The organism is Hydrogenophaga sp., assembly GCF_028698005.1.
Lineage (GTDB): Bacteria > Pseudomonadota > Gammaproteobacteria > Burkholderiales > Burkholderiaceae_C > Hydrogenophaga.
The window spans coordinates 16720-30630 of the sequence record NZ_JAQVEJ010000019.1; the positions used below are offsets into that span (position 1 = coordinate 16720).

Below are 13911 nucleotides of genomic sequence, written 5' to 3' on the forward strand. Positions count from 1 at the left end.
CAATGGCGGGCTCAATCGAGCAGCGAGCGCAGCACGGGCGCCCTGGTGCGCAGGCGCACCATGCGCTGGAAGAACAGGCTGTTGGGCACGCGCAGGTAGGTCGGGTCCTGGCCTTCGGTCGCGTCCTCGCGGATGGTGGTGTAGATCAGGTTGATGTCCATCACCTCGCCGCCCAGGCCGGGCTTGTCGCCGCTTTCCAGCACCTCGATACGGTCGTGCAGACCGAACGGACGGGTGGTGAACAGCAGCAGCGCGCAGAACACGTTGGACAGCACGCTCCAGGCGGCGAAGAAGGCCACCGCCGCCACGGCGGTAAAGCCGGTCAGCGCGGTCCACAGCACCGTGCCGGAGACGCCGAGCCGGTCCAGCACCAGCAGCAGCATCGCCGAGAACAGCACGATGCTGATGAGCCGGCGTCCGCCGACGACGAATTCCAGCGGCAGGTGCTTGTCCTTGCCGAGCCGCTGGATGAAGCGGTGCAGCAGGGCGCGCAGCGCCAGTGTGCCCAGCACGATCAGCCCGATCTGCAGGCCCAGCGTGATGACCTCGACCCAGGACTGGGCCCACTCGGGCAGGTATTCCATCAACTTGCGCATGCCGTCATTGTGGACCATGCCAGGGGGATTGACCGACCGCGGCCGGTGGCGCCGGGCCGCTCTCCTATCATTGCCGGATGATCTCGCCCGACCAGCTTGCCCCCTTCCTGCTTGCCTCCATCCTGATCACGGCCACGCCGGGCCCCGACAACCTGATGGTGCTCGGTGTCGGTGCCTCGCGCGGGCGCCGGCTGGCGCTGGCCTTTGCGCTCGGGTGCGCATCCGGGTGCCTGAGCCACACGGTGCTGGCGGTGCTGGGCGTGAGCGCCATGCTGGCGGCCTCGCCGGTGGCCTTCACCGCGCTGAAGGTGGCCGGCGGCGCCTACCTGCTGTGGCTGGGGGTGGGGGCCCTGCGCAGCCGCGGTGGCGTCCGGGTGCCCGACGGGCAGGGGGCGGGCGTGCCGGTCGCTGGCGGCGTGCTGCCGTATTTCTTCAAGGGCGTGCTCGCCAACGCCATCAACCCGAAGGTGGTGCTGTTCTTCCTGTCGTTCCTGCCCCAGTTCGTGGTGCCGGCCCAGGGCCAGGTGCCCGGCCAGATGGCGGTGCTCGGCGTGCTCTTCACGCTGCAGGCCGCGCTGCTGTTCGGGCTGCTGGCCCTGTGCTCGGGCACCGTGGGCCAGTGGCTGCAGCGCCGTCCCGGTGCCGGTCTGTGGCTCGACCGGCTCACCGGCACGATCTTCATCGGGCTGGGCGTGCGGATGGTGATGTCGCGCTGAACGGGCGATCGCGCCGTCGCCGATCGGGTGGGTATCATGACCCGCCTGTGCCCGTGAGCCGCAGGCCCTTTTTATGCCCAAGTTCATCGATACCTCACCGCCGGACCAGTGCATCTTCTGCCGCCTGGTGGCCGGGGCTATCCCCGCTGCCCGGGTGTACGAGGACGCGCTGACCCTTGCCTTCATGGACATCGGGCAGGTCAATCCCGGCCACGTGCTGGTGGCCACGCGCCGGCACGCGGCCAACCTGTTCGAGATCACGCCGCAGGAGGCCGCGGCGGTCATGCAGACGGCACGCAGGGTGGCGCTGGCGGTGCGCGCTGCCTTCGACCCGCCGGGCCTGACGGTGCTGCAGGCCAACGGTGCCGAAGGTGACCAGACGGTGTTCCATTTCCACCTGCACGTGGTGCCGCGCCACGCCGATGACGGCATCGCGCTGAGCTGGCCGCGCAAGGACCCGCCGTTTGACGTGCTGGCGGGCTATGCCGGGCGGCTGCGCGAGGCACTGACGAAGGGCGGCGCCACGTCCTGATCCTGCCGCCCGCGGGGCGTCCCGGGGCCGGATCTGCCCCATCATGGTGCAGCGACCCGCGGCGGCGTGCGTGGGGGGTCAGATCGCCAGCAGCTTGCAGATCGCGGCGATGTGGTGGGGCTTGAGCTTCTCGGGCGGCATCTCGTCTTCGGCCGCGCTGGCGTCCTCGTGCGCCTGGATGGCCGCCACCAGGGCGTACTGGTTGTCCCAGGTCAGGGTCTTGCCTTCGGGGCACATGTCGCGCAGGGTGCCGTACCAGTAATAGCCGTCCTTGCCGCCAAAGAGCTGGTCGATGCCGGCCGCATCGCCGGACTTGAGGCCGGCGCCGCTGAGGATGAGCTTGAGTTTGTGATGAGAGACGGCGTAGTGCATGAATGTGGCCAGAAAAAGGGGGAGGGCCGGGATTGTACGGAGCGCCAGCGGGTGGACGGCTGGCATTGGCCTTGCTACAACGGAGCCGGGTGTCGGCAGCGGCCGCCCGCCGTTGCCGCCGGCTCGCCCTCCAGGGCTTTCACCACAGGACCTGTCCATGTCCGCAGACGCATCCCCGCCTCCTGGCGCGGCACCGGCCTCGGCCCCGACGCCGTCACCGCGCCACATCCGGCTCACCTCGCACGCGGGTGGCTTCGGCGCCCTGCCCATCGTCTGGGGCGCGGCCACGGCGCGCGAACGCGGGCCGGTCGTGGGTACCACCACCAACCGCGCGCACCGCAACGTCATCGGCACCCACAGCGGCAGCTACAGCGTGTACCGCGCGCTGGCGGTCGCGGCCGGCGCGCTCAAGCGCGAGCACAAGGCCGACCTGACCAACACCGCGCCCACCGATGTGATCGGCCCCTATCCGCAGTGGTCCGACCCCGGCAAGATCGTCAGCCTCGACCCCTGGGGCGCCGAGGTGGCCGCCGTCTATGCGCAGGAACTGGCGGCGGGCTACGACATCCGCCCGACCATCGCCGTGACCAAGGCCCATGTGCTGCTGCCCGAGGTGATCGACGCCGTGCAGAAGGGGCGCCTGAAGCCCGACGGCAGGCTGCTGACCGAGGGCGGCGCGGCGGTGGTGACCAAGGTGGCGGTGGAGCCGGTCTGGTACCTGCCGGGGGTGGCCAGGCGCTTCGGCTGCACCGAGGCCGACCTGCGCCGGGTGCTGTTCGAGGAAACCGGCGGCATGTACCCCGAGCTGGTCACGCGTTCCGATCTCGAGGTGTTCCTGCCGCCGATCGGCGGACAGACGCTCTACATCTTCGGCAACCCGCGCGACCTGGCCGATCCGTCGGTGACGCTGACCGCGCGCGTGCACGACGAGTGCAACGGCTCCGACGTGTTCGGCTCCGACATCTGCACCTGCCGCCCCTACCTGACGCACGCCATTGAAGAGTGCATCCAGGGCGCCCAGCAGGGTGGCGTGGGTCTGGTGGCCTATTCGCGCAAGGAAGGCCGCGCGCTGGGCGAGGTGACCAAGTTCCTGGTCTACAACGCGCGCAAGCGCCAGGTGGGCGGCGACACGGCCGACCAGTACTTCGCCCGCACCGAATGCGTGGCCGGCGTGCAGGACATGCGCTTCCAGGAGCTCATGCCCGACGTGCTGCACTGGCTGGGCATCACCAGGATCCACCGGCTGGTCTCGATGAGCAACATGAAGTACGACGCCATCACCGGTTCCGGCATCGAGGTGGGCGAGCGCATCAACATCCCGGACGAGCTGATCCCGGCCGACGCGCGCGTGGAAATGGACGCCAAGATGGCGGCGGGCTACTTCACCCCCGGCGCCGTGCCCGACGCGGAGGAACTCAAGAAGGCCAAGGGCCGGGCGCTGGGGGCGTGAGCGTGCCGGCGCCGCACACCGACCCGACCACGCCCGCCGGCGCCGCCCGGCTGCTCCGTTCGACCACCGCGGTGCGGGCCCGCGCGAGGCAGTTGCTGGCCCGTGCGCGCGCAGGCGCGTCGGCGCACTTTGTGGTGCACGACGCCGCACTGGCCGATGCCGCGCGCACCGTGGCCACGCTCACGCGTGAGCGCTACCCCGACGGGCGCATCCCGTACCACAGCCGCTGGCGCCATTTCGAGGCCGGTGGCGTGGACCGGCGGGCGCTGCTGGACGCGGCGCTGGGCGCGGTGGACGCCGCCACGCGGGCGCGCGCGCAGATCGATCTGGTGCTGGTCAGCGTGCTGCTCGATGCGGGGGCCGGTGCCGACTGGTCCTGGCTCGAGGCCGACAGCGGCCAGCGCTTCGCCCGTTCCGAGGGGCTGGGGGTGGCCAGCTTCCATGCATTCCTTGATGGCCGGTTTTCCAGCGACCCGCGGCAACCGCTGCGTGTGGATGCGGCTGGCCTGAAAGAAATGACCGCCGCCCGGCTGGCCGGTGCTTTCCAGGTCGGTCGCGGCAATCCGCTGGTGGGGCTGGAAGGCCGCGCCGCCCTGCTGCGCCGCCTGGGCGAGGCGCTGGCTGCGCAGCCGGCCGTGTTCGGGCCCCTGGGGCGGCCCGGCGGCCTGTTCGACCGGCTGGCCGCGCAGGGCGCAGGCGCGGTGGCGGCGCACGACATCCTGGTGCTGCTGCTGGACACGCTCTCGGGCATCTGGCCCGCGCAGAACGCCATCGACGGCGAGCCGCTGGGCGACTGCTGGCCGCACCCGGCGGTCGTGGGCGAGGGCCTGACGGCCGGATGGATGCCCTTCCACAAGCTCTCGCAGTGGCTGACCTACTCGCTGCTCGAACCCTTCGAGTGGGCCGGCGTTGGCGTGACCGGGCTGGACGCCCTGACCGGCCTGCCCGAATACCGCAATGGCGGTCTGCTGATCGACGCCGGCGTGCTGCGCCCGCAGCCGACCGACTGGGCCACGCGGGCCTGGCAGGCGGGCGATGCCTTCATCGTCGAATGGCGCGCGCTCACCGTGGCCCTGCTGGACGAGCTGGCACCCCTGGTGCGCGCCGAGCTGGGCCTGAACGAGCAGGTCATGCCGCTGGCCTGTGTGCTCGAAGGCGGCACCTGGGCTGCGGGACGCCGGCTCGCGCAGCGCCAGCGCGGGGGGCTGCCACCGCTGAACATCGTCAGCGACGGCACGGTTTTCTGATCCTCTTCATCACCACAACAAAGACAACCACCATGAGCAATGTCCATGTCGTGAACCACCCGCTGGTGCAGCACAAGCTCACGCTGATGCGCAACAGGACGGCGAGCACCAACAGCTTCCGCCGCCTGCTCAACGAACTGTCCATGCTCATGGCCTACGAGGTCACGCGCGACATACCGATGCAGGACCTGGTGGTGGAAACGCCGCTGGAGGCCATGACGGGCCGGGTCATCGACGGCAAGAAGCTGGTCTTCGTGTCCATCCTGCGCGCGGGCAACGGCATCCTGGACGGCATGCTCAGCGTGGTGCCGGGCGCGCGCGTGGGCCACATCGGTCTCTACCGCGACCCCAAGACCCTGACGGCGGTGGAGTACTACTTCAAGATGCCGACCGAGATGCACGAGCGCGACGTCATCGTGGTCGACCCGATGCTGGCCACCGGCCACTCGGCCATCGCCGCCATCGACCGGCTCAAGGAGTGCCACCCCAAGTCGATCAAGTTCGTCTGCCTGCTGACCTGCCCCGAAGGCCTGGCCGCGATGGAGAAGGCACACCCGGACGTGCCCATCTACACCGCGGCCATCGACCGCCAGCTCGACGAGCACGGCTACATCCTGCCCGGTCTGGGCGACGCGGGTGACCGCATCTTTGGCACCCAGTAAATACGGCTGTCCCGGCCTTTTCCAGTTTCCCCCTGTCGTCCACCTCCTTCCAAGGAACCATCGCCATGTCATTCCATTCCATGCACCGCCGCCAACTGATCGCCCTGGCCACCGCCCTGGCCGCCGCCGCGGTGCCGGGCCTGTCGCAGGCCCAGGGCAAGCTCAAGGTCGCGGCCATCTACACCGTGCCGTTCGAACAGCAGTGGGTCAGCCGCATCCACAAGGCGCTGCAGGCCGCGGCCGCGCGCGGCGACATCGACTACAAGGCCAGCGAGAACGTTTCCAACGCCGACTACGAGCGCGTGATGCGCGAATACGCCAACGCCGGCAGCCAGCTCATCGTGGGGGAGGTGTTTGGCGTGGAAGCCGCCGCGCGCCGCGTCGCGAAGGACTTCCCCAAGGTCTCCTTCCTGATGGGCTCGTCGGGCAAGCCGCAGGCACCGAACTTCAGCGTGTTCGACAACTACATCCAGGAGCCCGCCTACCTCACCGGCCTGATCGCGGGCGGCATGAGCAAGAGCAGCAAGATCGGTCTGGTGGGCGGCTTCCCGATTCCGGAGGTCAACCGCCTGATGCACGCCTTCATGGCGGGCGCGCGGGCCACCAACCCGAAGGTGGAATTCACCGTGACCTTCATCAACAGCTGGTTCGATCCGCCCAAGGCCAAGGAAGCGGCCTTCGCCATGATCGACAACGGCGCCGACGTGCTGTACGCCGAGCGCTTCGGTGTGAGCGACGCTGCCAGGGAGCGCAAGGTGCTGGCCATCGGCAACGTGATCGACACGCAGCCGGACTACCCCGACACCGTGGTGGCCTCGGCCCTGTGGCACATGGAGCCGACGATCGAGGCGGCGCTCAAGGCGGTGAAGGGCGGCAGCTTCAAGGCCGAGGACTACGGCCCGTACTCGATGATGAAACACAAGGGCAGCAGCCTGAGCCCGCTGGGCACCTTCGAGGGCAAGGTGCCGGCCGAGATCATGGCCAAGGTCAAGGCCGCCGAGGCCGACATCCTCTCGGGCAAGCTCACGGTCAAGGTGGACGACACCCAGCCGAAATCCGGCAAATGACCTCACCCGCGCCGGGCCTGCGCCCGACCGTGCTGCGCCTGGACGGCATCACCAAGCGCTTTGGCCCGCTGGTGGCCAACGACGGCATTTCGCTCGCGCTGGCCGAGGGCGAGGTGCTGGCCTTGCTGGGTGAAAACGGCGCCGGCAAATCGACGCTGGTGTCGATCCTGTTCGGCCACTATGTGGCCGACGCAGGGCAGATCGAGGCGTTCGGCCAGCCGCTGCCGCCCGGCAATCCGCGCGCGGCGCTGGCCGCGGGCATCGGCATGGTGCACCAGCACTTCACGCTGGCCGACAACCTGTCGGTGCTGGACAACGTGCTGATGGGCACCGAATCGCTCTGGCGCTGGCGCTCCAACAAAGCCGGGGCCAGGCAGCGCCTGCTCGACGTGGCCGGGCGTTTCGGCCTGCCGGTGGTGCCCGAGGCGCTGGTGGGCAGCCTCTCGGTGGGCGAACGCCAGCGGGTGGAAATCCTCAAGGCGCTGTACCGGGGTGCCCGCATCCTCATCCTCGACGAGCCGACCGCGGTGCTCACGCCACAGGAGAGCGAGGCGCTGTTCGCCACGCTCGCGCAGATGGTGGCGCAGGGCCTGTCCATCATCTTCATCAGCCACAAGCTGGCCGAGGTGTTGCGCGTGTCGCACCGTGTGGCGGTGCTGCGCCAGGGCAGGCTGGTGGCCGAGGCGCCGGCCGCGGGCACCACGCCCGCGCAACTGGCGCAGTGGATGGTGGGCCATGCGGTGGCCGCGCCCGGGCGGCGCCCGTCGCCACGCGTGGGCGAGGTGGTGTGCGAGCTTGCGGGCGTGAGCACACCGGCGGGTGCGCGTGACCGCCTGGACAAGGTGAGCCTGCGCCTGCACGCGGGCGAGATCGTGGCGATCGCCGGCGTCTCCGGCAACGGGCAGGTGGCGCTGGCCGATCTGCTGTGCGGCGTGCGCCGCGCCAGCGCAGGCGATGTGGTCCTGGGCCGGCAGGCCCTGGCCGCCGACCCGGCCTGGCTCGTGGCGCGGGGCGTGGCCCGCATCCCCGAAGACCGCCACGCCGTGGGCGTGGTGGGGGACCTGCCGGTGTGGGAGAACGCGGTGGCCGAGCGGTTGCGCACGCCCGCATTCTCGCGCGCGCTGTGGGTGCGGCGCGGTGCCGCGCGGCGGCACGCCCAGCGTGTGATCGAGGCCTTCGATGTGCGCGGCGGCGGCCCGTTCGCGGCGGCCCGGTCGCTCTCGGGCGGCAACATGCAGAAACTCATTCTGGGGCGTGCGCTGATGGCGCCGGACGATGGCGGCGCGCCGCAACGCGGCGGGAAAACCCCCTCGCTCATCGTCGCGCACCAGCCGACCTGGGGCCTGGACATCGGGGCCGTGGCGTACGTCCAGCAGCAACTGCTCGCCGCGCGTGATGCCGGTGCCGCCGTGCTGGTGATTTCCGACGATCTGGAGGAAGTGATGACGCTGGGTGACCGCATCGCGGTCATGCACCAGGGGCGCCTTACCGAGGCACTGCCCGCCGAGGTGTGGACGCGCGAATCCATCGGCCTGGCCATGGCCGGGCATGGAGGCGACCATGCGGCTTGAGCGGCGCAGCCAAACCTCCGCGGCGGCGCTGGTGCTGGCGCCGCTGGGCGCGGTGGCGTTCACCCTGCTGGTGAGCAGCCTGCTGGTGCTGTGGGCCGGCGCGCCGGTCGGCCAGACCTACGGCCTGCTGTTCCAGGGCGCGTTCGGTTCGCTGTTCGCGTGGAGCGAAACCCTGACGCGGGCCGTCCCCCTCATCCTCACCGGCCTGGCCGCCACCGTGGCCTTCAAGGCACGCCTGTTCAACATCGGCGCCGAGGGCCAGCTCTATGCCGGGGCGCTGGCCGCCGTGGCCGTGGGCGGCCTGCACGGCGGCGACGGCCTGGCACTGCCGCTGTGGGTGCTGTTCCCGCTGATGATGCTGGCTGCCGCGCTGGCCGGGGCGCTGCTGCTGCTCGGGCCGGCGCTCATGAAGCAGCGCCTCGGCGTGGACGAGGTGGTGACCACGCTGCTGCTGAACTTCATCGTGCTGCTGCTGGTCTCGGCCCTGCTCGATGGCGTGATGAAAGACCCGCTGGCCATGGGCTGGCCGCAGAGCGTGTCGCTGATCCCCGAGCTGGAGCTCTCGCGCCTGATCGAGGGCACGCGCGTGCACAGCGGCCTGATCGGCGCGGTGCTGCTGGCGCTGCTGGTCTGGGCGCTGTTCAGGTACACGGTGCTGGGCTTCGACATCCGCGCCGTCGGAGCCAACGCGCGCGCGGCCGCGTTCGCGGGCGTGCCGGTCACGCGCACCATTGTGCGGGTGGCGCTGCTCTCGGGTGCGCTGGCGGGCCTGGCGGGCGCGATCGAGGTTGCCGGCCGCGCCGGCTATGTGACGCTGGACATGTCGCCGGGCTACGGCTACAGCGGCATCGTGATCGCGATGCTCGCCGGCCTGAACCCGCTGGGCGTGATCGCCGCCGGCGTCTTCGTCGCGGGTGTGCTGGTGGGCGCGGACAGCATGAGCCGCGCCATCGGCGTGCCCACCTACCTGGCCGACGTGATCGTGGCCGTGGCGCTGCTGTCGGTGCTGGTGGCCACGCTGCTGGCGCAGTACCGGGTGCACAGGAAATAGGGCATGGCTGAAACGATCGACATTCTGCTCAACCCCGCGTTCTGGGTGGCGGTGCTGCGCATTGCCACACCGCTGATCCTGGGCACGCTGGGCGTGCTCTGGTGCGAGCGCGCCGGTGTCCTCAACCTGGGCATCGAGGGCATCATGGTTGCCGGCGCCTTCGCCGGCTGGATCGCGGTCTACCAGGGCCTGCCGCTGTGGGGCGGCGTGGCGGTGGCGGCGCTCGCGGGCGCGGCCTTCGGTCTGCTGCATGCGTGGCTGACCGTGGGGCTGGCGCTGTCGCAGCACGTGGCCGGCCTGGGCATCACGCTGCTGGCGACGGCGCTGTCGTACTACGGTTACCGGGTGGCGTTCCCGAAGGTGAGCACGCCGCCCACCATCACGCCGTTCGCGCCGATGGAAGGGCTGGGCATTCCGGTGCTGTCGGCGCAGACGCCGCTGACCCTGCTGGCCATCGCGCTGGTGCCGATCTCGGCCTGGGTGCTGCTGCGCACGCCGGTGGGCCTGGCGGTGCGCATGGTGGGCGAGAACCCGCAGGCCGCCGAAGGGCAGGGTGTGTCGGTGGCGGCGGTGCGCACGGGCGCCATCGTGGCCGGATCGGCGCTCATGGGCGTGGCCGGCAGCTTTCTCACGCTCTCGGCCTTCAACGCCTTCTTTTTCAACATGGTCAACGGACGCGGCTGGATCTGCGTGGCGCTGGTGGTGTTCGCCTCGTGGCGGCCAGGCAAGGCGCTGCTGGGCGCGCTGCTGTTCGCGTTCTTCGATGCGTTGCAGCTTCGCCTGCAGCAAAGCGGCGCCAGCGCCATTCCCTACCAGTTCTACCTGATGCTGCCCTACGCCCTGTCCATCCTGGCGCTGGTGCTGGTGGCGCGCAGGGCGGCGTATCCGCAGGCGCTGATGAAACCCTACCGCAAGGGCGAGCGCTGACGGTCCCGGTGTAGGCTGTGCGATCAGCGCGGCAAGAGGCAGATGTCAGCCACGCAGATACCCCGCCACCTGGCCAACCCATTTTCAGAAACCCATCGACCCACGGACCACCATGCTTGACCTGTTGATCACCCACGCCACCTTGCCCGACGGGCGCACCGGCATGTCGGTCGCCGTGCAGGACGGCCGCATCGTCGAGGTGGCCGAGGGCCTGCAGGCGCCCGCGCACGAAACCGTCGATGCCGCCGGCCTGCTGCTGAGCCCGCCCTTCTGCGACCCGCATTTCCACATGGACGCGACGCTCAGCCATGGCCTGCCGCGCGTGAACCAGAGCGGCACCCTGCTCGAAGGCATCGCGCTCTGGGGCGAGCTCAAGCCGCTGCTCACCGAAGAGGCGCTGGTCGAACGCGCGCTGGCCTATTGCGACTGGGCCGTGGCCAAGGGCCTGCTGGCCATCCGCAGCCATGTGGACACCAGCGACCCGAGCCTGCTGCCGGTGCGCGCCATGCTCGAGGTGAAGCGGCGCGTGGCGCCCTATCTGGACCTGCAGCTCGTGGCCTTCCCGCAGGACGGCGTGTTGCGCACCCCCGGCGGGCTCGACAACCTCCGGCGCGCGCTCGACCTGGGCGTGGACGTGGTCGGCGGCATCCCGCACTTCGAGCGCACCATGGCCGACGGCGCGGCCAGCGTGAAGCTGCTGTGCGAACTCGCGGCCGAACGCGGCCTGCCGGTGGACATGCACTGCGACGAGAGCGATGACCCGCTCTCGCGCCACATCGAGACGCTGGCCTTCGAGACGCAGCGTCTGGGCCTGCAGGGCCGGGTCAATGGCTCGCACCTCACGTCCATGCACAGCATGGACAACTACTACGTGAGCAAGCTGATCCCGCTGATCGCCGAAAGCGGCGTCAGCGCGGTGGCCAACCCGCTGATCAACGTCACCCTGCAGGGCCGGCACGACAGCTACCCCAAACGCCGCGGCATGACGCGCGTGCCCGAGCTGATGGCCGCTGGCGTGACCGTGGCCTTCGGCCACGACTGCGTGATGGATCCGTGGTACAGCCTGGGCAGCGGCGACATGCTCGAAGTCGCCCACATGGGCCTGCACGTGGCGCAGATGACCAGCCAGGCCGGCATGCGCCAGTGCTTCGACGCCGTCACGGTCAACGCCGCGCGGGTGATGGGGCTGGCCGATGTCGGCATCGAGCCGGGCAAGGCCGCCAGCTTCGTGCTGCTGCAGGCGCCCGATCCGGTGGCGGCCATCCGTCTGCGCGCCACGCGCCTGAAGGTCTGGCGCCGGGGCCGCCTGCTGGCCGAGACGGCGCCGGCGCAGGCCCGGCTCAGGCTGCCGGGGCGACCCGACGGCACCGACTTCACCCTCAGGCGGTCGGCGGGTTGAGGGCGGGCCGGGCCGGCGGGGTGTGGGCCTGGAGCAGCCCCGCCTGCAGATCGTGGCCGCTGGGCTGCTGGAACAGCCGCAGTCCGAACTCGGGCAGGATGGCCAGCAGGTGATCGAAGATGTCGCTCTGCGTGGCCTCGTACTGTACCCAGGCCGTGGTGGCCGTGAAGCAGTACAGCTCCAGCGGCACGCCCTCGGGCGACGGCTCCATGGCGCGCACCATGAGCGTCATGCCCTGGTGGATGCCCGGGTGCTGTTTCAGGTAGGCCTGCACGTAGGCGCGGAAGGTGCCCAGGTTGGTCAGCCGGCGCTGGTTGGCCGGATCCCGGGCCAGCTCGCCCAGGCTGGCCTGCAGGGCCGTGTTGGTGGCCTGCACTTCCTGGAGCTTGTGCTCCAGGTAGGGCCGGATCAGGGCGATGTGGCGCAGGCGCTCGACATCGGCGCTGTCCAGAAAGCGGACCGCGCTGCTGTCCAGCCGCAGCGTGCGCTTGATGCGGCGCCCACCCGACTCCGACATGCCGCGCCAGTTGCGAAAGCTCTCGGACATCAGCCGCCACGTGGGGATGGTGGTGATGGTCTTGTCCCAGTTCTGCACCTTGACGGTGTGCAGCGCGATGTCGATCACGTCGCCGTCGGCGCCCAGTTGCGGCATCTCGATCCAGTCACCGATGCGCAGCATGTCGTTGGAGGCCAGTTGCAGCCCGGCGGTGAACGACAGCAGCGTGTCCTTGAACACCAGCAGCAGCACCGCCGACATGGCGCCCAGGCCCGACAGCAGGATCAGCGGCGAGCGGTCGATCAGGGCCGCGATGATGATGATGCTGCCCAGCAGGATCAGGCCCAGCTTGGCCAGCTGGATGTAGCTCTTGATCGAGTGCGTGCTGGTTCTGGCGGCCAGGGAGGCGGTGCGCTCGTGGTCTTCCTGGAAGGCGTCGAGCAGCGCCATGAGCACGCGCACGATGTGCAGAATGGTCACGGCCACCGCCACGTTGCGGATCACCGTCTGCGCCGTCGCGTTCAGGTGGGGCACGGCACCGACGGTGAGCTGGATCACCAGCGATGGGGCGATCTTCTCCAGCCGGTTCAGCACCGGCGCGCTCAACAGTGCCTTGGTCCAGCGCGGCTGCGACGGGTGCGACCAGCGGCCGACGCCGCGCACCAGCACGATGTGCACGATCAGCCGCGCGGCGTAAGCCAGCAGCACCATGGCGGTCAGGCCGGTCAGTGCCTGCACCCAGGGTGCCTGTTCGGTCAGGAAATTCAAGCTCGATTCGATGGTCATCTGTTGCGGGAGTCCGGTGGCGGCAAACAGTTCCGCCGGTCTTGATTGCCCTTCGTGTTCCGTCGGGCAGGCGTCGCGCTCAGTGCCGCGGCTGTTCCAACAGCTTCACGACCGACCACAGCACGCGGTTGGCCGGCACGGGCACGCCCAGCGCGTCGCCGCGGCGCACCACGTAGCCGTTGAGGAAGTCGATCTCGCTCGGCTTGCCGCGCATCAGGTCCTGCGCGGTGGACGAGTGCTGGCCGGGCATGGTCTCGGCGATGCGGCGCACGGCGGCCTCCACGCCATCCGGCACGGTCACGCCATCGGCGCGGGCCACGGCCAGGCATTCGGCCACCACGTCGCGCATCACCTCGGGCACCCCGGGGCGCTGCACCAGCTCGCCGTACACGATGCGACCCACGGCCGACAGCGCGTTGTAGGCGCAGTTGAGGATCAGCTTGGCCCACAGGGCGCCACGCACGTTGTCGGAGATCTCGGTCGGCACGCCGGCGGCGGCCAGGGCCTGCGCCAGCACGTCGCTGCGGGCCGAGGGCGCGATCACCAGCTCACCGCGGCCGTTGTGCCGCAGGTGGCCCGGCCCGGCCATTTCGGTGGCCACATAGACCACTGCCGCGCCGACCTCATGACCGGGCAGCACGGCGCGCAGGCGTTCGGCGTTGTCGACGCCGTTTTGCAGGCACAGCACCAGCGCCCCCGGTGCCAGGTGCGGGCGCATCTGTTCACCGCTCGCCTCGGTGTCGGGTGACTTCACGCACAGCAGCACCACGTCGGCACCGGCCACCGCCGAGGCCTCGGTGCTCGCGGCCAGGGGCACCTGCTCGTCGAACATCGTCGTGTCCATGCGCAGGCCCCGGGCCTGCACGGCCTGTACATGCGAAGGCCGGCCGATCAGCGTCACGGCGTGGCCGGCACGGGCCAGCATGCCGCCGTAGAAGCAACCGACGGCGCCGGCACCCATCACGGCAAACTTCAGTGGCGGGGAGGGGGGGTGGACGGTCATGCGCCCATTGTAGGGAAGCCGTTCCGGCCGCCTCAG

General features: G+C 70.2%; 14 protein-coding genes. 10 read left to right on the forward strand and 4 right to left on the reverse strand.

Features of this window, described 5'->3' with window-relative positions; all coding sequences use genetic code 11:
* Positions 1-11 precede the first annotated feature (11 nt).
* Positions 12-596: a mechanosensitive ion channel family protein gene (locus PHQ87_RS03640; RefSeq protein ID WP_300231354.1), complete on the reverse strand. Its 585-nt coding sequence runs from the start codon at positions 594-596 to the stop codon at positions 12-14.
* 77 nt (positions 597-673) lie between these two features.
* Between PHQ87_RS03640 and PHQ87_RS03645 the strand changes: the two genes are divergently transcribed.
* Both PHQ87_RS03645 and PHQ87_RS03650 read left to right on the forward strand, forming a co-directional pair.
* Entirely contained in the window at positions 674-1312 is a 639-nt protein-coding gene (locus tag PHQ87_RS03645; RefSeq protein WP_300231357.1) for a LysE family translocator, read from the forward strand.
* Between the two features lie 73 nt (positions 1313-1385).
* A complete protein-coding gene (locus PHQ87_RS03650) occupies positions 1386-1844 on the forward strand; it encodes an HIT family protein (protein WP_300231360.1) in 459 nt (152 codons plus the stop codon).
* 78 nt (positions 1845-1922) lie between these two features.
* Here PHQ87_RS03650 and PHQ87_RS03655 read toward each other — a convergent pair whose 3' ends face one another.
* On the reverse strand, positions 1923-2216 hold the full coding sequence (locus tag PHQ87_RS03655) for a hypothetical protein (RefSeq protein WP_300231362.1): 294 nt from the start codon (positions 2214-2216) through the stop codon (positions 1923-1925).
* 157 nt (positions 2217-2373) lie between these two features.
* On the opposite strand from PHQ87_RS03655, the gene PHQ87_RS03660 reads away from it, so the two are divergent.
* The 8 genes from PHQ87_RS03660 (at position 2374) to PHQ87_RS03695 (ending at position 11590) form a co-directional block, all read left to right on the forward strand.
* Positions 2374-3666, forward strand: coding sequence for a GTP cyclohydrolase II (locus PHQ87_RS03660; protein WP_300231365.1), 1293 nt, complete (start codon positions 2374-2376; stop codon positions 3664-3666).
* Positions 3663-4913: a URC4/urg3 family protein gene (locus tag PHQ87_RS03665; protein WP_300231368.1), complete on the forward strand. Its 1251-nt coding sequence runs from the start codon at positions 3663-3665 to the stop codon at positions 4911-4913. Before PHQ87_RS03660 ends, PHQ87_RS03665 begins: the two co-directional genes overlap by 4 nt.
* Before the next feature lie 32 nt (positions 4914-4945).
* The gene (upp, locus tag PHQ87_RS03670) at positions 4946-5575 is read left to right on the forward strand and encodes a uracil phosphoribosyltransferase (protein WP_300231371.1); all 630 of its coding nucleotides are present in this window, start codon (positions 4946-4948) and stop codon (positions 5573-5575) included.
* Positions 5576-5640: 65 nt separating this feature from the next.
* Positions 5641-6642, forward strand: coding sequence for a BMP family protein (locus tag PHQ87_RS03675; protein ID WP_300231373.1), 1002 nt, complete (start codon positions 5641-5643; stop codon positions 6640-6642).
* Positions 6639-8213: an ABC transporter ATP-binding protein gene (locus tag PHQ87_RS03680; protein WP_300231375.1), complete on the forward strand. Its 1575-nt coding sequence runs from the start codon at positions 6639-6641 to the stop codon at positions 8211-8213. Before PHQ87_RS03675 ends, PHQ87_RS03680 begins: the two co-directional genes overlap by 4 nt.
* Positions 8203-9264 (forward strand): ABC transporter permease, encoded by a 1062-nt coding sequence (locus tag PHQ87_RS03685; RefSeq protein WP_300231377.1) that lies wholly within the window; start codon positions 8203-8205, stop codon positions 9262-9264. The genes PHQ87_RS03680 and PHQ87_RS03685 overlap by 11 nt, the downstream gene beginning before the upstream one ends.
* Before the next feature lie 3 nt (positions 9265-9267).
* Positions 9268-10191 carry an ABC transporter permease gene (locus tag PHQ87_RS03690; RefSeq protein ID WP_300231380.1) on the forward strand — a complete coding sequence of 308 codons (924 nt, stop codon included), beginning with the start codon at positions 9268-9270 and terminating at the stop codon, positions 10189-10191.
* A 112-nt stretch (positions 10192-10303) separates the two neighbouring features.
* Positions 10304-11590, forward strand: a complete 1287-nt coding sequence (locus PHQ87_RS03695; protein WP_300231382.1) for an amidohydrolase family protein — start codon at positions 10304-10306, stop codon at positions 11588-11590.
* Here PHQ87_RS03695 and PHQ87_RS03700 read toward each other — a convergent pair.
* Both PHQ87_RS03700 and PHQ87_RS03705 read right to left on the reverse strand, forming a co-directional pair.
* A complete protein-coding gene (locus PHQ87_RS03700; protein ID WP_300231385.1) occupies positions 11571-12872 on the reverse strand; it encodes a mechanosensitive ion channel family protein in 1302 nt (433 codons plus the stop codon). The genes PHQ87_RS03695 and PHQ87_RS03700 overlap by 20 nt on opposite strands.
* A 79-nt stretch (positions 12873-12951) precedes the next feature.
* The gene (locus tag PHQ87_RS03705) at positions 12952-13875 is read right to left on the reverse strand and encodes a 2-dehydropantoate 2-reductase (protein WP_300231388.1); all 924 of its coding nucleotides are present in this window, start codon (positions 13873-13875) and stop codon (positions 12952-12954) included.
* Positions 13876-13911: the final 36 nt, after the last annotated feature.